22 protein-coding genes are annotated in these 18,777 nt (G+C 25.9%); 11 read left to right on the top strand and 11 right to left on the bottom strand.

The genetic code is table 4. The features are described 5' to 3' along the window. On the top strand, positions 1-879 hold the full coding sequence (locus AC0B4S_RS00110; protein ID WP_465101111.1) for a hypothetical protein: 879 nt from the start codon (positions 1-3) through the stop codon (positions 877-879). Positions 880-1,222: 343 nt separating this feature from the next. Then, complete coding sequence (locus tag AC0B4S_RS00105; protein ID WP_465101110.1) at positions 1,223-2,416, top strand: hypothetical protein; 1,194 nt, start codon at positions 1,223-1,225, stop codon at positions 2,414-2,416. Between the two features lie 80 nt (positions 2,417-2,496). On the opposite strand, the gene frr is transcribed toward AC0B4S_RS00105, so the two are convergent. The 3 genes from frr to plsY all read right to left on the bottom strand — a co-directional run bounded on the left by frr (position 2,497) and on the right by plsY (position 4,557). Next, positions 2,497-3,048: a ribosome recycling factor gene (gene frr / locus AC0B4S_RS00100; protein ID WP_465101109.1), complete on the bottom strand. Its 552-nt coding sequence runs from the start codon at positions 3,046-3,048 to the stop codon at positions 2,497-2,499. Next, positions 3,048-3,767: a UMP kinase gene (gene pyrH, locus AC0B4S_RS00095; RefSeq protein ID WP_465101108.1), complete on the bottom strand. Its 720-nt coding sequence runs from the start codon at positions 3,765-3,767 to the stop codon at positions 3,048-3,050. The genes frr and pyrH overlap by 1 nt, the downstream gene beginning before the upstream one ends. Positions 3,768-3,834: 67 nt before the next feature. Then, a complete protein-coding gene (gene plsY / locus AC0B4S_RS00090) occupies positions 3,835-4,557 on the bottom strand; it encodes a glycerol-3-phosphate 1-O-acyltransferase PlsY (protein WP_465101107.1) in 723 nt (240 codons plus the stop codon). Between the two features lie 52 nt (positions 4,558-4,609). Here plsY and def point away from each other — a divergent pair, with 52 nt between their 5' ends. Genes def through AC0B4S_RS00070 form a run of 4 tightly spaced genes read left to right on the top strand, consistent with a single transcriptional unit; the run spans position 4,610 to position 7,801 of the window. Beyond that, positions 4,610-5,173 (top strand): peptide deformylase, encoded by a 564-nt coding sequence (gene def, locus AC0B4S_RS00085; protein ID WP_465101106.1) that lies wholly within the window; start codon positions 4,610-4,612, stop codon positions 5,171-5,173. Positions 5,174-5,185: 12 nt separating this feature from the next. Further along, positions 5,186-6,349 carry a hypothetical protein gene (locus AC0B4S_RS00080; protein WP_465101105.1) on the top strand — a complete coding sequence of 388 codons (1,164 nt, stop codon included), beginning with the start codon at positions 5,186-5,188 and terminating at the stop codon, positions 6,347-6,349. A 13-nt stretch (positions 6,350-6,362) separates the two neighbouring features. Further along, positions 6,363-7,229 carry an MSC_0882 family membrane protein gene (locus AC0B4S_RS00075; RefSeq protein ID WP_465101104.1) on the top strand — a complete coding sequence of 289 codons (867 nt, stop codon included), beginning with the start codon at positions 6,363-6,365 and terminating at the stop codon, positions 7,227-7,229. Then, entirely contained in the window at positions 7,229-7,801 is a 573-nt protein-coding gene (locus AC0B4S_RS00070) for a DJ-1/PfpI family protein (protein ID WP_465101103.1), read from the top strand. The genes AC0B4S_RS00075 and AC0B4S_RS00070 overlap by 1 nt, the downstream gene beginning before the upstream one ends. A gap of 59 nt (positions 7,802-7,860) precedes the next feature. Here AC0B4S_RS00070 and tyrS read toward each other — a convergent pair whose 3' ends face one another. Both tyrS and tapR read right to left on the bottom strand, forming a co-directional pair. Next, positions 7,861-9,093: a tyrosine--tRNA ligase gene (gene tyrS / locus AC0B4S_RS00065; RefSeq protein ID WP_465101102.1), complete on the bottom strand. Its 1,233-nt coding sequence runs from the start codon at positions 9,091-9,093 to the stop codon at positions 7,861-7,863. Next, the gene (gene tapR, locus AC0B4S_RS00060; RefSeq protein WP_465101101.1) at positions 9,083-9,667 is read right to left on the bottom strand and encodes a TyrS-associated PheT N-terminal domain-related protein TapR; all 585 of its coding nucleotides are present in this window, start codon (positions 9,665-9,667) and stop codon (positions 9,083-9,085) included. The genes tyrS and tapR overlap by 11 nt, the downstream gene beginning before the upstream one ends. A 36-nt stretch (positions 9,668-9,703) precedes the next feature. Between tapR and AC0B4S_RS00055 the strand changes: the two genes are divergently transcribed. The 5 genes from AC0B4S_RS00055 (at position 9,704) to ligA (ending at position 14,494) form a co-directional block, all read left to right on the top strand. Then, on the top strand, positions 9,704-10,573 hold the full coding sequence (locus AC0B4S_RS00055; protein ID WP_465101100.1) for a DegV family protein: 870 nt from the start codon (positions 9,704-9,706) through the stop codon (positions 10,571-10,573). Beyond that, entirely contained in the window at positions 10,560-10,949 is a 390-nt protein-coding gene (gene tsaE, locus AC0B4S_RS00050; RefSeq protein WP_465101099.1) for a tRNA (adenosine(37)-N6)-threonylcarbamoyltransferase complex ATPase subunit type 1 TsaE, read from the top strand. The genes AC0B4S_RS00055 and tsaE overlap by 14 nt, the downstream gene beginning before the upstream one ends. Continuing rightward, a complete protein-coding gene (locus AC0B4S_RS00045) occupies positions 10,949-11,512 on the top strand; it encodes a tRNA (adenosine(37)-N6)-threonylcarbamoyltransferase complex dimerization subunit type 1 TsaB (protein WP_465101098.1) in 564 nt (187 codons plus the stop codon). Before tsaE ends, AC0B4S_RS00045 begins: the two co-directional genes overlap by 1 nt. After that, positions 11,512-12,447 (top strand): tRNA (adenosine(37)-N6)-threonylcarbamoyltransferase complex transferase subunit TsaD, encoded by a 936-nt coding sequence (tsaD, locus tag AC0B4S_RS00040; protein WP_465101097.1) that lies wholly within the window; start codon positions 11,512-11,514, stop codon positions 12,445-12,447. The genes AC0B4S_RS00045 and tsaD overlap by 1 nt, the downstream gene beginning before the upstream one ends. A 64-nt stretch (positions 12,448-12,511) precedes the next feature. Next, positions 12,512-14,494, top strand: coding sequence for an NAD-dependent DNA ligase LigA (gene ligA / locus AC0B4S_RS00035; protein ID WP_465101096.1), 1,983 nt, complete (start codon positions 12,512-12,514; stop codon positions 14,492-14,494). A gap of 58 nt (positions 14,495-14,552) precedes the next feature. On the opposite strand, the gene rplS is transcribed toward ligA, so the two are convergent. From rplS to AC0B4S_RS00005, 6 genes are all read right to left on the bottom strand, one after another. After that, on the bottom strand, positions 14,553-14,903 hold the full coding sequence (rplS, locus tag AC0B4S_RS00030; protein WP_465101095.1) for a 50S ribosomal protein L19: 351 nt from the start codon (positions 14,901-14,903) through the stop codon (positions 14,553-14,555). Next, positions 14,893-15,576, bottom strand: a complete 684-nt coding sequence (gene trmD / locus AC0B4S_RS00025) for a tRNA (guanosine(37)-N1)-methyltransferase TrmD (RefSeq protein WP_465101094.1) — start codon at positions 15,574-15,576, stop codon at positions 14,893-14,895. Before trmD ends, rplS begins: the two co-directional genes overlap by 11 nt. Before the next feature lie 9 nt (positions 15,577-15,585). Beyond that, positions 15,586-15,813 carry a 30S ribosomal protein S16 gene (gene rpsP, locus AC0B4S_RS00020; protein WP_465101093.1) on the bottom strand — a complete coding sequence of 76 codons (228 nt, stop codon included), beginning with the start codon at positions 15,811-15,813 and terminating at the stop codon, positions 15,586-15,588. 117 nt (positions 15,814-15,930) lie between these two features. Continuing rightward, the gene (locus tag AC0B4S_RS00015) at positions 15,931-16,137 is read right to left on the bottom strand and encodes an RNA-binding S4 domain-containing protein (protein ID WP_465101092.1); all 207 of its coding nucleotides are present in this window, start codon (positions 16,135-16,137) and stop codon (positions 15,931-15,933) included. After that, entirely contained in the window at positions 16,137-17,261 is a 1,125-nt protein-coding gene (locus AC0B4S_RS00010; protein ID WP_465101091.1) for a DNA polymerase III subunit beta, read from the bottom strand. The genes AC0B4S_RS00015 and AC0B4S_RS00010 overlap by 1 nt, the downstream gene beginning before the upstream one ends. 127 nt (positions 17,262-17,388) lie before the next feature. Beyond that, a partial coding sequence (locus tag AC0B4S_RS00005) for a DnaA ATPase domain-containing protein (RefSeq protein WP_465101090.1) occupies positions 17,389-18,777 on the bottom strand: 1,389 nt, incomplete at its 5' end.

The following is an 18,777-nucleotide window of genomic DNA, read 5'->3' as shown; positions in this document are numbered from 1 at the left end:
ATGTTATGGCGCAAGTATTTATTTAAAATGTTTTTAACAGGATTATCAATATCAACAATATTCCCTATTGCTGTTTCTTGTGGTGATGTTCCAGAAATAAGACTTAAAAAAGAGTTGGCAAATGAAAATAAAGAAAAACAAAATTTTATATTAGAAACTATTGTTAAGTTTCAGGATGCTCAAAACAAACAAGACACATATAAAACTTTTACTTCTACTTACTTAGCAACAAATAATGATAAATATTATTTTTTAACAAGCCGTGGAGATTTAAAAAATTTAAATCAAAAAACAATTGATATCAGCCTAACAAATACAAATTTGGAAAATAACTATCCTTTATATTTTTTTAGTGGCGAGGTTATCTTTGACATAGTTCTTAATCACGAAAATTATATAGTCTATGCAATAGAAAAATCTAAATTATCTTCAAGTTGAGGAGATAGACTTATTCAGGCTCCAAATCACGGTGGTGAACCTATAAGAAATGAATTTTCAAATAATCATAATGTAATTGAACAAATTAGTTCAGCTAAAAGTTTAGACCTTAACATAGATGAAGTTATATCATACACCCCTATACAGCCAACATCAATACTATATAAACAAATTTACTTTGGCATGTTTAAGTCTATTCATTCTTCTATAACTGCTTTATCTTCGGAAATAAAAAAAACAGATCAAACCGTAACTTATAATCATCCAGCACATATTAATAATCAATTCTTCGGTAGCCCTTTGTTTCATAATTCTAAAATTGTCGGTATTTTAAACAAATACCAAAATTATTTAATTAATTCTAAGGATTATTATAAAGTAACTTTTTACATTTTTAATCTTGACGATATTCAAAAAATAAGGCAAGTAGTAACTACCTAAAAATCCTGTCCGTATTTTTTAGTTATTTTTATGTAATAAACATTTAAATTTTTGTATAAAAAAGATGAGGCTTTTTCAAGCCTCACTTATATTAAAATTTACGTTATAAAATAATTTAAGGAACTATATTATAACATAAAATTATCTAAATATAAAGAAAAAAATTTGTTTGTTTTTTGGTGTTTTTTGGAAAAGTCACTTGCGAGATATTAACAAAATAATTGGTATTTTAAATTTATATAAAAATACACAAAATAGCGGAATTAAATCTGATAAATATTTACATTTTTATAAAAACAGAAGTTAATAATATAAATAACGTAATTAATGAGGTATGTAACTAATGTATAGAAAATTAAAATTTAAAAAACTTATATTAAATGATAAAAACTATATAGTGCTTTGGTTTTTATCTTTTCTTATTTTTTTAAAAATAATGGCTTTTATACTATTATTTACACTTGACAATAAATTGAGCCAATCTTTAATCTACAACAACCCAAGGGGTATAATCTTGGAAAATCCTGAGGGTTATATTTCATTTTTGCCAAATGATAATGTTAATAATTCTTCATTTACTCTGAATAAAGATTTAATTGCTTTGATATTTTTTGTTTCATTTTGTTTTGCATTTATAACCAGAATCCATTTAATTTTAGTTCTAAAAAATGATCAAAAATTCATAATGTCAGGTCTTAATCTAAAAATATACAGAATATTGTTATTCTTTTGGCCTTCAAGTTTTGTAATTAAAATAATTACAAAGTCTTATCATAAACAACACAGTTTCACAACTAGACAATTAATTATCAAGTGGAAGATTGTTAATTTGTTTAGGGATTTATTTAGCATTGGTGTTTTAATAGGAATGATAGTTGCACTTTATTATTTATTTCCTAGTATTTCACAGATAATTAATAATGCATTTAAAGACTTTACAAATTATATTGTGTATATTGTGTTGGTAGTTATTTTAAGTCCACTAATTGGGTTTAGTATAATAGCATATCCTACATCTTTTATTTCTTTATATTCTGCTGAAATATATAATGAAATACTACAAAAGGAAGGCAAACAATGGAAGAAGGGTGGCTTTATATTTTTTGTTGTTTTTATTTATTTTAAGGGTTGATATAACATTTTGGATTTAGAAAAAGATATAAAAAACCAAAACGTTAAAGAAAAACAAGATATAGGATATCTATATAATATATTAAATAAAGAAACAATAATTAAGTTTATTTGGCATACTTCAGCCATACTCTCTTTTGCTTCTGCACTGACTTTAGCAATTAAAAGAATTAATTTTATTGGTGGTTTAGACATCAATACAATTGTAGGTTTTTGGTTATTTCTTGGGTGTTTTATTTATATAGTCTATTTTGCACCTCGTTATATTGCAAATATCATGTTATTAAAAACATCAACTAAGCATATAAAAATTATGTATATAATTGATTTAATTGTTCCCATCCTATCAGTTTATAATATTATAAATTATCGTAAAAAGAAAGAGATTTATAGTGGAATAAATTAAAAATAATTTTTGCCAAAAAACAAAACAACATTCGGATAAATTAACCGAATGTTGTTTTGTTTATCTAATAATTTTATATGTTACTTATTCATTAATTCTGATTCTTTTTCTTTTGTTAACATATTGATTTTTTCAATATATTCATCAACTAATTTTTGAATTTTATCTAAGTATTGCTTTTGTTGATCTTCGGATAACTCTGCATCTGATTTAATATTTTTATTTATATTTTGGCGAGCATTACGAACTCCAACTTTAGCTGCTTCAGAAATTTTGCCGAGGCTTTTAATTAGTTCTTTCCTACGTTCTGTTGTTAAAGTTGGAAAATTTAAACGTACTTGGTGGCCTTCATCAATAGGCATAACCCCTAAATTAGCTTTTTCTAAGGCTTTATAAATATCTTTAGTAGTTGTTTGATCATAAGGTTTAATTAGCAGTTGTTGTGGTTCAGGAACACTTATATGAGATAATTCTTCAAGCGGTGTTAAAGTATCATAATAATTAATCTTTATACCCTTAATTATTTGTGGATTTGCTCGCCCTGTTGAAATCTTAGACATTTCAAATCTTAAATGACTAATTGGTTTTTCTGCAGTATCTTCAAACTCTAATATATATAAATCAAGTTCCATTATTTTGTTACCTCTGTATGTTTAATAGATGAATCAAGTACTCTTAAAATTGAGTTATCTTCTAATAAGTTAAAAATTATTAAGTCAATATTGTTATCGCGTGCCATACTAGTGGCTGTTAGGTCCATAACTTGTAATTTATTTTCTAAAATTTGGTCATAAGTTATTTTGTCATAACGTTTTGCACTTGGGTTTTTTTTAGGATCACTATCATAAACTCCATCAGTTCCATTTTTCCCCATTAAAATAACTTCAGCACCTATTTCAGCCGCATAAAGAGTTGAAGCTGTATCGGTTGTGAAAAATGGTCTACCGGTTCCCCCAACAAAAATAACAACTTCCCCATCTTTTAAATATTTAATTGTTTTTTCATTTACATAGTTTTCGGCTATCTTAGGATCTAAACTTAATGAGCTTTGAACTCTTGATTTCAAACCCACAAGTTCAAACCCACTACGAAGAGCTAAACCATTCATAATAGTTGCTAACATTCCAATATAGTCCGCTCTATTGCGCGGGATCCCGTTTTTTTCCGCAGAAGCTCCTCTTCAAAAATTACCACCACCAATTACAATTGATACCTGGATGCCTTTATTTACTATTTCTTTTAATTGTAAAGCTATTTTCTTAACTAATTCATTATCAATAGCTAAATGTTTTTCTTTATTTGCAAAACCTTCACCAGAAAGTTTAATTAAAATCCGTTTGTATTGTTTCATAATCTTCCTAAAGATAATTAAATTTTATATTTAATCTATAATATTTTATAAAAAAATATAAATTATTTTAATTTTGCCCGAATTTTCTTTCTTGATGTTTAAGCAGTCTTTGAATATTAGCTTTATGAGCAAAAATAACAATTCCAGCATTAAAAATATAAAAACATATAGTAATGATATTTGTGTTATACTCAACGCCAGAAACTCATGATAATGGCCCTGAATTAACTCAAGGAATTGCTATAAAAACAATCATAACTAAAGATGTTAACACACTTGCTAATGAAACATATCTTTTTCAAAACATAAGGCCAAAGAAGAAAATTGCTGCAATTGGTAATAAAATAATGTTAATTGAAATTAATAAGCCAACTGAACCAGCAACACCTTTGCCACCTTTAAATTTATAAAATACCGGATATACATTACCAAGTAAAACACCAATTCCGCCTAAAAGAGGAATTAAATATAGTTTTGAATATAATAAACTTACGTCTTTAGTTTTACGTATAAATTCTTCAGTTATTGCATCATTTACTGATTGGCTAACTAAACGACATAATAAGACAACAATGAATGTTTTAAAGATATCTATTAATAAAATAATAATAGCTGATTTTTTGCCATAAACTCTAAGAGAATTTGTAGCACCAGCATTTTCTGAATAATACAATCTTAAATCTGGCTTTTTAGTGAGTTTCCCAAATAAAATTGAAGTATTTAAAGAACCCAATAAATACCCAAATAAGAAGAATGTTAAATTAAGTAACATGGTTAGAAATATTTGCATTTTTAAACTCCTTTAAAATTTTAACCTAAAATATTATATAATTTATTTTAAGATGCAAAATAAAGAAAAATATAATATAAAAATTGTAGAATTGCCTGAAAATGTTCTGCGTAAGCGATCATTAGATGTAACATTACCATTATCTAATGAAAATATTGATCTTGCTAAACAAATGATTTATCATATCGATACGTCACAAAGTGGCGAATCTGAATTTCGCCCTGGTGTTGGTGTTGCAGCCGTACAATATGGAATTTTAAAAAATGTCTTTTATGTTTATTTAACTGATTCACAAAACAATATTATATTCAAAGATGTACTTTTTAATCCAAAAATTATATTTCAAAGCAAATCTTTGGTTGCTTTAAGTGATGGCGAAGGTTGTTTGAGTGTTCCTGAAGAACACCCAAATCAAGAAGGTTATGTACACCGCAGCAAAAGAATAATTGTTGATGCTTTTAGTTATTTAGAAAATAAACATATGAGATATGAAGTTACTGATTATTTAGCAATAGTATTTCAACATGAATTAGATCATTTAAATGGTAAATTATTTATCGACAGAATAAATCAAAAAAATCCATGAAAAAAACAAACAAAGGCAAAATATTTATAAAGAAAGGAAAAAATGTCAGAAACATTAAAAAATTTATTAATAAAATTATCAGAGTTATTTAATAACCAAAGCTCAACAACATATGTTTTGCTTATATTTATAGCAGCATTGTTAATTAGTTTTGGATTTGGTTTTTTATATGGTTTTAAGTGAACCATATTTAAAATTTCCGCAATTGTAATAACAATTGTAGCATCAATTATTATATACGGATCTTTATCAAGTTATATTAATAATTCGGAAGATAGTGATATAAGATCATTAAAAGGAGTGATTCCATTGCTAGTTTCTTTACTATCAATCATTATCTATCTCTCTGCAAGAAGTTTATTTTTTGTAGTTAACAATATTTTACACTTCATCCCTAAATTTAGACGCAAAAGAAAAACAGCAAAACATAAATGATTAAAGAGAGTTTCTTTTGGTATAACTAATGCTATTTCAACAATACCAGCTGGTTTATTAATGGCTAATGTTATGCTTGTTTCTTCAAAAAATGAAGACAGTTCAACAAACACAGTATCAAATATTGGAGTAAAAATAATGACTGGAGGTAAAGGAGAATCATTTGCTTCATTATTCTCAAAAGTAGATGATTTTCAAAAAGTAGTTGAAGGATTATCAGACTCAACACTTTGAAGTAAAAACTATTCAACACTAAGCAAAGAAGAAAAGGAAAGGGTTGATAAAGCACTTAGTGAAATTTCAAAAGTTATTAATAATGATCGTATCTTCGATATTGTGATTCCTGTCTTGCAGGAAAAATCAAAAGAATTAAAAATTGAAAAGAATTTAGAAGACATTGTTGATAAAGCAATTTCTAGAATGTCTGCAGAAAGACCTGATTATCTTGCAGCTAATTCAGACGAGAAAAAAAGGGAAATCTTAACTGATTATTTAACTCAAAATATAGATAAATTATACAACGAAGCTAAAACACTAGATTCTAAACTTGATGATAAAATTTACATTATTAAAAATGTTGCTGCTAATTTAGAAGATAAAACTCAAAATAATTTAGTTAAAAAACTAGATGAAATAGTAGAAAGCGAAAGTTTAAGAAAAAAAGCAGATGTTGGTAAATCATTAGATATCTTTATTAAGTTTTTAAAAGATAAAGCTAAAAGCAAAAGACCACAAAATTCATCAAGTAATAAAGATGAAGATCAAGATTAATATTTAAATACATATGTTTAAACCAAAACAACAAGATTTACCCATAAACAATGAACAAACGATTAAAAATCCTCATATAAAGAAAGACTTCAATCCAACAACCTTTAAAATAATAAAAAACGAGACAAAAACAAGGATTGTATCACTATTATTTTGATTATCTGTTTTAACGGTTTGTTTAATTGGAATTGGTTATAACGCCCTAACACATTTAAACACAGAATCGCTCGGAATTGGTCTTTACATCCTTATTTCGATTCCTGGATTTATTTCGTTATTCTATATAACCAAAAATACAATTAAAATCTTGCAATGAAAAAAAATCAACAAGAAGTACAAAGACAATTTTTCAAGCAATGATATTTCTTCAAGTCCTGTTTTTGCAGAATTATACCGTTCGCTAATTTTAAAAAGGCTTCGTATAACTTGGTTAATAATCTTCTTTTTCACATATTTTGGATTGTTTAATATTTTAATTTTTTCATTAAAGGATCAAATTATTGAAATCGGTAGCCAATTTTCGCCACAAGAAAATACAAGTTTTAATATACACTTTATTCTTGATTTTAAACAAGTATTTAATCAATGATTTAAAAATACAAATTTACTGTTAATAATAAATTTATCAATTATGATTAGTGCCCTTGCATTTTATATTTTTAGCTTGTTTTATGATAAAAAAAGAGCTGATGATATAATAAATAACTTTAATTCAAATGAAGCAGCAGTGCAATTACAAAATGTAGTATACGAACAAAAAACTCAAGAAAATAAAATTTGAATTAAATCATACGTAATAATTTTTGTTTTAACTATTTTATTGCCATTTGTTTTAATAATCTATTTAGTTTATCGTGGTATAGTAAGGAGAAAAAAATAATGAAATTATTAGTAATCATCGAAGATAAATTTAAAGATGTAGAATTAGTTACCCCTTTAACTATCTTTAAAACATCACAAAAATTCACTCAAATTTACTTTTATAATCCAAATCTTAAGGAAGTACATGGGAAAGATAATCTTGCACATATAAATAACATTTGTAACAATATCAATATAGAAGATTATGATGTTATCTTTGTTCCTGGAGGGCCTGGTGCACAAACTTTAAGAAAAAATGTTGTATCGCTAAATTTAATTCGTAAACACCACGAATTAGGAAAACCCATTATAGCTATTTGTGATGCTCCAAACGTCTTAAAAGAAGCAAATATAATTAAAAATAATGCCTTTGCTTCATATCCTTCAGATTGAAGCAAAGAATTAAGAAAACAAAATTGAATTGATTCCTTTACAAATTATAATGAACATAAATTTACAACTGGAAATTCACCATATGCATCAGCTCGATTAGCATTCATTGCACTAATTAAATTATTTGGATACGAAGTTGCTTTAGAAACATATAAAATTTATGCGGGTAAGCCAAATGCATCAAAAATTGTTTTATAAAAAACATATGAACAAAAAAAGTTAACATAGTTTTATGTTAACTTTTTATATATTTATTTTTATTTAAAAATTTCTAATAAATAAATTTTCTTTTTTCCAACGTGTAGTAATGAATACTTATTATCTCAAAAATTGCTATACATTAAAAACTCTTCAGAAATAGGAATTAAATTTACTTTAAGAGAGTTATTAGTAATAAACTCCCTTGCTTCTCTTTTTGATTTAAGAACATTAAATTTTATTAATTCTTCTACTAAATTAGTATTTTCTTTAATAGATAAACAATTTAAATCTTTTTTTAATAAAGATATTTGATGTGTTGTTATGCTATTTAAATCTAAGTCTTTATTAAATAAAATTTCAGAAAGTGTTTTACATTTTGTTGCGTCTTCAATATTGTGAACATCTTTAATAACTTCAAATGCCAAAGTTTTTTGAGCCATTCGTAACTTTGGATTTTCTGTGTGTTGTTGTAAAATATCTTCAATTTTATTTAGTGGTATGAAGGTTAATCATTTTAATAACTTTTCAATTTCTGAGTCTGGCTGGTTTAATAAAAATTGGTACATATCATATGGTTTGGTCATTTCAGGATCTAGCCATAAGCTACCACCACCTGTGGATTTACCAAATTTATTACCACTTGCATCTGTAAGCAAATTACATGTAAAAGCAAAAGCTTTATGGTCAATACCTTCCTTACGAGATATAATCTCAAGCCCCGTAGTGATATTTCCCCATTGATCAGATCCACCAAATTGACCATGAACATTTTTATCGACATAAAGTTTATAAAAATCCCATCCTTGTATTAAGGTATAGCTAAATTCAGTAAAACTTAATCCATTTTCTAACCTTGTTGCAATCGAATCTTTAGCTAGCATATAAGTGATATTAATTGATGAACCTACATCTCTTAAAAAATCAAAAACATTCATGTTTTTATATAATTCCAAATTATCAAAAACTTCTAAACCGAATTTTTGCAATTGTTTTACAATAAATGATTTATTTTGATTAATACTATCTTGGTCTAATAAAACTCTTTCTTTCGAACGAAAGGTGGGGTCACCAATCATTCCGGTTGCTCCACCTACAACAGCTAAAACATTAATACCAGCTTGTTTTAAACGTAACATTGTTGCGATTTGAATATAATTTCCTAAATGAAGGCTTTGTGCAGTTGGATCAAACCCCGCATACACATAAGCATCTTTTTCGATATTTTTAAATTTATCCAAATTAGTTACATCTTTTAGAATTCCTCTATTTTTTAATTCATTAATTATCATGTTTTATAATAAATTCCTTCCCAATATCTTCAATATCTCCAAAAATCAATCCTTGCTTATTAATTGATAAAGTTTGATACCCTGCTAGCATACCATTACTTTCAACATCCATTACCTTTCCAGGTGAAACGTTTAACCCTGAATATGTGGTAGAGCCTGGCAAAGCACAAACCAAAACACAACCTTCAAGGGAGTCAACGGTATTTGTAACAATTTGAAACTCCTTTTTAGAATCACTTACAGTCAACACAAAAAGTTTTTCAGATTTAGGGTGAACTACACGTTTAATAACTTTAACATAAACAAATTGAGGTTTGTCATTAATAATTAAATTATTTTCTAATGCTATCTTATTAATCGCCACTAACGCGCTTAATTTAGTAGTATAAAATTTATCATTTTTAATGTTATATTTTAAATTATTTAACACATTTATGCTTTTAACGTTGTTGTTTTTATCTATATTGAAAATTAAATCATCAACAATAATTCTTTTTGTATAAACCAATCTAGAATCAATAAAAATTATTGAGTTATTTTCAAAATGTTTGTTTATATTATTAATAATAATCATGTTTAAAATTATAACAAATTTTATATAATAGATTTTATGAAAGATATAGCAATAGTTGTCGATTCAGCTTGTGGCCTAGATAAACATCAAGCAGAAAAACTTGGATTCTATTTTTTGCCACTTCAGATCGAAATGAATGATGTTGTTTATAATGATGGTATTGATTTAAATACTAAAACATTTTTTGATAAATTCAACTTAAAAACTAAAGGAGTAAAAACATCTGCTACGCCAATAGGATATTCTGAAAACTTAATTAAGTCTTTAGTAAATGAATATAAACATGTGGTTGTTTTTCCAATCTCAGAGCATTTATCAAGTCAATATAGTTTTCTTAAAATTGTTTCAGAAAAATATCCAAACGTGCACATAGTTAAATCAGTAGACGTTGCACAAACAATTTTATTTAGAGTTAATAAGTTTTTAAGTTATCTTGATAAATTAGGCCTTGATAATTCTATAAAAAATGCTAGCATATGGAATGATTATGAATTAGATATTACGCTTGTCCCTAAGTATAATGATTATTTAGTAAAAGGTGGTAGGCTATCAAAACCAGTGGCAACTTTGGCAAAATTACTTAAAATTGTGCCACTAATTAAATTTAGTGATGGTATATTAAAAAAACAAGGCAAAGGCCGCCTCTTCTTAAGATCATTACAAAATGCCATAGATGAAAAAATGGAAACATTCAACAATGATGACGAAGTGATTTTATTAGGAGAAAAAACAGAAGAAGCAAATTATTTACTAAATTATTTGGATGAAAAATACAATATAAAAACTAATATAATTCCGATTCCAAACGTTATCTCAATTCATACAGGTCCTGAAGCAATTGTGGTTATTAAAGGCACCAAAATCAAAACAACACTAGAAAAATACTTTAATAATGAAAATTTATAATTTAACTGATGAGACACAACTTGATAAAGTTGTTTCTTTTTGACTACCTATAATTCAACAAAAAAAATATTTATTGTTAAATGGTGACTTAGGGTCGGGTAAAACTACATTCGTAAAATATTTAGCAAAACATCTAGGTATAAAAGAAAAAATTAATTCACCTTCGTTTAATTATATAAAAATGTACACTGGCTTAATTCATATTGATTTATACAACTTTAAAGGTGATATTGAAGAATTCGAGGATTATTTTGAAAATAATATCGTTGCAATAGAATGATCAAATTTACATGATTTAAAATTTAAAGAATATGTTATGGTTAATGCAATATTGAACCATGGCGGATCTCACACATATCAAATCGAGGCTAAATAATGAATTTATATTTAGATACTGCAACAAGTGATTTTTTAATAATTTTATTTAACAATAATATAAAAATAATTGATCAAATTTATATTAAGGATGTCCCTAAAAAAGTTAATTTATTAGTTGAAAATTTTGAACTTATTTTAAAGAGAAACTCACTAAATACTTATGATATAAAGAGTTTTTATTTAAATTTAGGTCCTGGTTTTTTTACTGGAATTCGTATTTCCTTGATTTTTTTAAGAACAGTCGCATTAATTCATGACCAAAAAATCTTTACTACATCTACTTTTAAAATTCTAAATTTTATTAATCCAAATTTAAATGAAATGTTTTTAGATGCGCAAGGTGACAAAGTATTTTATTTAAATAAAGCAAATTTTAGTAAAGAAAATTATATAGATAATATTGAGATTATACCAAAAGATAATCAACTCATTAATAAAGTTAATTATAATAAATTCATTAATGAGTTTTCTAATTCTATGACAATTTTCCAAGAAGAGTCAGATTTATTAAATATAAATCCATATTACATAAAAAAACCACAAATAGGTAATAAAAAATAATGAGAATATTAGGTATTGAAACATCTCACGATGATACATCTTTGGCAATATTAGAAGACGGAAAAATATTAGATATGTGGACTATCTCACAAATTGATATATTTAAAGAATTTGGAGGAACTATTCCCGAATTAGCTTCTCGAGAACATATTAAAAATATTTCAATTATCCAAAAACTTATTCAAAATAAATATGACTTAAATACTGTAGACTATATTGCATATACCAAAGAACCCGGCTTAATTGGTTCTTTACAAGTTGGATATTTATTTGCAAGTGCATTATCAATAAGCTTAAACAAGCCAACCATAGCAATAAACCATTTAGATGGTCATTTTCTTTCAGCAACAATTGACCATAAAGTTACGTTTCCTGCTCTTTGTTTATTAGTTTCTGGTGGCCATACTCAAATATTATATGCCAATGATATTGATGATATTAATATCATTGGGGAAACCCTAGATGATGCTGTTGGGGAAACTTTTGATAAAGTTGCAAATAAATTAAATTTAGGATTTCCTGGCGGCCCAATCATTGACAAAATACACCAATCTTATAATGGTGAATATATTAGTTTTTCAAAACCAAAAACACAAGATGAATTTGATTTTTCATTTAGTGGATTAAAAACACAAGTGCTTAATTTTATTAATCAATGTCAAATGCGAAACGAAATTATAAATAAAGAAAAAATAGCAGCAAGTTTTCAACAAACAGCAATTGAGTATTTAATACAAAAAACAGTTAAAGCACTACAAAAATACCCAATAAAAACTTTAATGTTAGGTGGGGGAGTTAGCGCTAACAAATACTTAAGGTCACAATTTAGTAAATTACATCCTAATACAATTATGCCAAATTTAAAATATGCAACAGATAATGGTGCAATGATAGCACAAACTGCTTATTTAAAAATACTTAAAACTAAAAAATAGACACATTTTCAATAAATAAATGTGTCTATTTTTATGAAACTTATATGTATGGTAAAATAGTTTTATGAATTCAAAAAATGATATTTTAAAAAAAATTATAGAATTAACTAGAAATATTAACAAATGAAATAACGAATATTATAACTTATCAGATCCAAGAATTTCTGATGCTAAATATGATTTAGAGTTAATCAAATTACAAACTCTTGAAAAGCAATACCCCCAATATATCCAACCTGACTCTCCAACACAAAAAGTGGGCGGAAACTCATTAAATAAATTTAATGAGTTTATACATAATAAACCAATGTTATCTTTAAATAAAGCTCACTCAAAAGAAGATATTTTAAAATTTATAGAAAATACAACTAAAAATAAAAATCAAAGTATTACATATAGTTTAGAGCCAAAAGTAGATGGTGTTTCAATTGCATTACATTATAAAGGTGGTAACTTAGTTAAAGCAGTTACTAGAGGAACTGGTTTAGTAGGTAGTGATGTCACAAATAACGTTAAAGAAATTAGTGACATTCCTAAAAAAATTAATTTTTATGATGATTTAGAAGTAAGGGGCGAGATCTACCTACCAAAAAGTGAATTTGAAAGATTAAACAACCTAAGATTAAAAAATAATGAAAAATTATTTGCTAACCCCCGTAATGTTGCTTCTGGTTCAATTCAACAAATTAACAATAGTAATATCAAAGAAAGGAATCTTGCTTCAATTATTTATGATGTGGTTGATTGTGACAAATTAAATTTAAAGTTACAAACACAAGTAATAAGAAAGTTAAAAAATTTAGGTTTTAAAACTAATCCATATGTTAAAGAAAAAGGTAATTTTGACGAAGTTTGAGATTCTATATTAAAATTCCAAAACATAAAAGATAATTTAGAATTTGAATGCGATGGTTTTGTTTTAAAAGTTAATCAAATTGACCTTTGAGATAGTTATGGCCAAACCTCTAAATTCCCAAAACATGCAATAGCATACAAATTTGAAACAGAAGTAAAGCATTCAATTATAAAAAATATAATTCCTGCAGTTGGACGCACTGGAAAAATAAGTTATGTTGCAGATATAGAACCAATTAATTTATTAAAAACAATAGTAAAAAGAGCTACATTACATAATTTAGATTTTATTAAAAATATGAATATAAATATAGGTGATGAAGTAAGCATAATAAAATCAGGCGAAATAATACCTAAAATTATTGGTGTAAAAGCAAAAAATGTCAAAGATTACTATAAAGGTATAAATAATTGTCCTTCTTGTAATTCACAATTAATTAATTTAAATAATTTGGTTGATCAGTTTTGTTTAAACTATTTGTGCAAAGAAAAGCAAAAAAAACAATTAATTCATTTTGTTAGCAAACATGCTTTAGATATTCAAACTCTCGGTGATAAAATAATTGATATTTTTTTCGAAAAAGGTATTTTAAATAGTTTTATTGATTTATTTAATTTATATACTTACAGAAGTGTAATTTTAACCTATGAAGGGTTTAAAGAAACTAAAATAGACAAAATAATAAATGCTATTAATGAAAGCAAACAAAAAACACCATTTTATAAAGTTTTATATGGTTTAGGAATTAAACATGTTGGTTTACGAGCGGCTCAACTTTTAAGTTCTAAAATAAATAATTTTCAAGAATTAATAGATATAGATTTAAATGAATTTCAATTAATTGACACAATTGGGCCATCAATTTTAGAAGAAATAGAAAAATATCGCACAGACCACAAAGAATTACTGCTAAACCTTGATAAAATTTTTACTTATAATAAAGCAAGCGATAAACAAACAAAGAAATTATCAAACTTATCTTTTGCTATAACAGGAAAATTATCAAACCCCAGAAGTTACTATGAAAAATTAATTATAAATAATGGAGGAAAATATTCAAATTCAATTTCCAAAGAACTTTCGTATCTTATAACAAATGATTTAGACATAAATAGTTCTAAATTTAAAAAAACAAAAGAATTAAATATAAAAATAATTAATGAAAATGAGTTCTTAGATTTAATAAAATAAAAATATTTGCTTAAATTAGCAAATATTTTTTTCTTTAAACTATTTATTTCGTGGAAAATTATCTTTTTATTTCTTTTAAACGAGCGCTCTTACCTTTTCGGTCTCTCATATAGTACAATCTTTTTCTGCGAACTTTGTTTGAACGAACAACTTCAATATGAGCTATTAAAGGTGAATTAGTAGGAAATGTTCTTTCAATACCAACACCGTAAGAAATTTTTCTTACGGTAAAACTTTCTCTAGTTCCTGATTCTTTTTTAGAAATTACTAAACCTTCAAAAATTTGAATACGTTCTTTTTCTCCTTCGCGAATACGAACATGAACTTTAACGTTATCTCCTGTTTGGAATACAGGTAAATCAGTACGTAATTGTGACTTTTCTACTAGTTCTAAGAAATTATTTCTCATTATTAATCCTTTCGATAATATCTGGTCGATTCTTCTTTGTTTTTAATATTTGTGCTTCCTTTTTTCATAAATTAATTTCTTTGTGATTCCCGCTGAATAATACTTCTGGAACTTTCATTCCTTTATAGTCTCTTGGCCTTGTGTATTGTGGATAATCTAATAATCCTTCGTTTTGAAATGAATCATTTATATGAGATTCTTCTTTAATAACACCTGGCAAAAGCCTTAAGATCGAATCAGCCATTACCATAGCAGGTAATTCACCACCAGTTAATACATAATTACCAATAGATAATTCTATATCAACTAAATCTGTAATTCTTTCATCAAAACCCTCGTAACGTCCGCAAATAAACGTTATTTCTTCTTTTAAAGATAAATCATTTGCAATTTGTTGATTAAAAACCTTTCCTTGTGGAGTTACTAAAACTTTGTAACCTCCGCGGTTTTTTAAACTATCTAGCGCTAAATCAATTGGTTCTATTTGCAGTAAAAGGCCGTGTCCCCCACCGTAAATTTCATCATCAACTTTTCTATGTTTATTTTTAGAAAAGTTTCTAAAATCTATAGTTTCGATTTGGATTAAGTTTTTTTGTATAGCTTTATTTATAACACTTTCGTCGCTAAGTGGTTTTATGTAGTTTGGGAATATTGTTAAGAAATTAATTTTCATAGCAAAATATTATTTTTGTTTTTTTAGTAAACTAGCAACTGTATCAGTTGGTTTTGCACCTAAAGAAAGTCATTTTGTAACTAATTCATTGTTTAGAACAAGTTCTTTTGTTTTTGGATTGTAATACCCAAGTGCTTCGATAATTTTACCGTCTCTGGGAGCTCTTGCATCAGCTGCTACGATTTTGTAAACTGGTCTAAATTTGCTTCCCATTCTTTTTAATCTAATTTTTACCATTAGTGATAATCCTCCTTGTCAAGTAAAACTGCTTTACAGTTTGTTTACATATTATACACATAAATGCTAAAATTTATTTAAAATTTTAATAAAAAAAGCAAAAAATTTATTTGCTTTTTACTCTACTTCGAGTATTTTTGTATTGTTTATTCATATTATATCGCCAGCCCTTGCTTTTGTGTTTTTTGAAATAACTTTTTCTCCGTTTATTGTCACTTCATTATCTTCTAAAAAGAATTTAGCTTGGCCTCCTGTGTCTATTAGTTTTGTATATTTTAGTAATTGCCCGATTTTTATAAATTCTTTTGTAATAGGGATTTTCATTAATACCTCCTAATAGGGGTAATTAATTGTATGTTTCCGTTGTTTTTATCACCAACCATATATACTCTTTTTTCGTCACTTGTTACACATAAATATATATTTTCTTCGTTAAATGCTCCAAGAGCATCCTTTATATAATGTCAGTCGATATCTATATCAAATGATCTTCCATTGTATTCAAAATTAGTTGTTGAGTGTTGTGAAATTCCTACTTCAGCAACTTCAAAGCTAGTTTTTATTTTTTCAGTGGAAACAGAAAATTCAAGTCTTTTTGTTTTTTCAGCATTATAAAATACAGTTTTATTTATTATTTTTAATAATTCTTCTTTTTTGATTTTTATATTTTTGGTATTGGAAAATTTTATTAATTTTTCAATATCATGGTATTTTAAATTCACAAGGTGTGTGAAAATTTTAGTATTATTATAAATGATTCCGATTTTATTTTTATTTATAAATAAAGTTATATTTGTAGGCATTTCTTTGTGGTATAACTTTTTGAAGTTTTTGGAATCAACATTTATGTTTAAATTTGATTCTTTGTTAATTTCTAATAAATGGGTTGACAACCTGAAACTATCTGAAGCAGTAATTCTTAGTTTTGTGTTTTCCGATTTAATGTTTATAACTTTTGTGGTAGGGTTTGATGTTATGTTATTTCCTTTTTCTTGGTTTAAATTAGATGATATATAAACATTATTTATTGTTGTTAATAACTCATTTGAGTTTATTTTGTAAGTAGATTCAACTAATGAAAAATCAAAATCAGGGTATAGTTTTTCATTTAAGAATACCAAAGTATAGTGCGTATTATTTTCAAAAACCTCTAAATTATTTTCTGATTTAAAGAATGTAATATTTTTTTCAAATTTTTTTATTAAGTTTTTTAAAATAGTTGCATTTATCAATAGTTTTCCTGTTGTTTCTACTTTCAAATTTTTTTCGTCTATTTTAATTGTTTTTTGAGCAGCTATATTTGTATTCCCAGCTGTAAAAATTAATTTGTCAAAATAAAGTTCAATTAAAATACCTCTAAATGGCAAAAATGTATCTAAAGGTTCCACGTACGCTGATAAAAAATCTATTGTATCTTCTATTAATTTTTTTGAAATTGTGAATTTCATTTTAACCTCCAATATTAATATTATTATATTTTGTGCTTTTTTGGGGTAAATACAAAAAAATATCAAAAATACATATTTATTTTGTAAAAAAAACACTTTTTTGCAAAACTAAAATTGTGAATAACTTTTATTTAGTTGTGTATATCTCGCTTTTTATTTGGTTTAAGACAAGTTTAATAGAAGAATATATTTCTTCATTTTTCTTTTTTTTCAAAGCATTCAAAATTGTAGTATGATCTTTATTTAAGTAGCGTCCAATTTCAGTTGAAGACATATTCAACATATCATCCATTAAAATAATAGCAATATGCCTGGCAATAACAATCTCTTTCTTTCTAGTTTTCCCCATAATTTCTTTAACACTGATCTTATAGTATGCTGAAACTTTCTTGATAATCACTTCGGGTGTTAGTTCCGCTATTTCCTTAAACCTCTCTTTAAAGATTTTTTTAATAACGCTAAATACATAATCAGTTTTTATAAGATCATCATTGTAATATTTTATCTTTGTTATAGCGCCCAACAAAGATCTTATTGAACCCCCGAATTCTTTAACAACAAATAATTTAGACTCTTTATCAATTATTTTTGGATCAATGTTGTTTTTTTCTAATAAAAAATTTAATATATTATCAATTTCATTTTCGGCGGGCTTGCTGATTTTACTTATAAAACCTGATTCAAGTCTAGTATACAAGCGATCTTCAAACTGAAGCTTCAATTCTTTTAATTCTTTTTCTGATGAAATAATTGTAGGAACATCTTTTTGCATACGGGCTTCGATTATTTGGTAAATAAAATTCTTGGTTTGTTTTTTTTGACCTTCTCCAAAGATATGAAAATCATCAAAAAGAACAATATCAGCATTAGTTATATAGTTAATTAATTTAGTTATATTATTCGTTTTATTATCCTGGATAGCGGTAAGTATTTTTTTATTAAAAATTAAAGGAGTTATATATATTGATTTTTTACCACTTTCTTCTATTTTTTTGCCGATAGCTTGTAATAAATGGGTTTTTCCACCACCTGAAGGTCCAGATAAAAAAAAGATATTAAAATCTACAGTAAGTTTTGATATGCTTGTTCCAATATCAACAGCTTCTTTATTAAATCCGCCCTTTAAATAATTCTCGAACGTTGATTTATCTGAATAATCATTTTGAAAATAGTTTTTAGTTTGCTTTGGTTGCTCAATTATTTGGTTTAATGCTTGTTCAGTTTTTTTATGGTCTTTTTCTGTAACAATTTTATATTTTATAAATTTGCCAAATACTTGCTCTACTGACTTATCAAGACTTTCTTTATAAATATTCAAATAAATTTGCTCTGAATTTTTATTGTAATTTTTGAAACTTAGTAATAGTTCTTGCGATTGTATATCTAAAATTTCTACATCACTAAAAAAAGTTTTATAAATCATATTGTCTTTTACTTCGTTTGACAAAAATTCTCTTAATTGTTTCGTCCTAATATTTTTATCAACATCTCAGTTTGTTTCATTGACTCCTATCAT

It is taken from the genome of Mycoplasma sp. 6934, from assembly GCF_055523595.1.
Note: the sequence above shows the minus strand (reverse complement) of the source record. Positions and strands in the feature narration are given on the sequence as shown.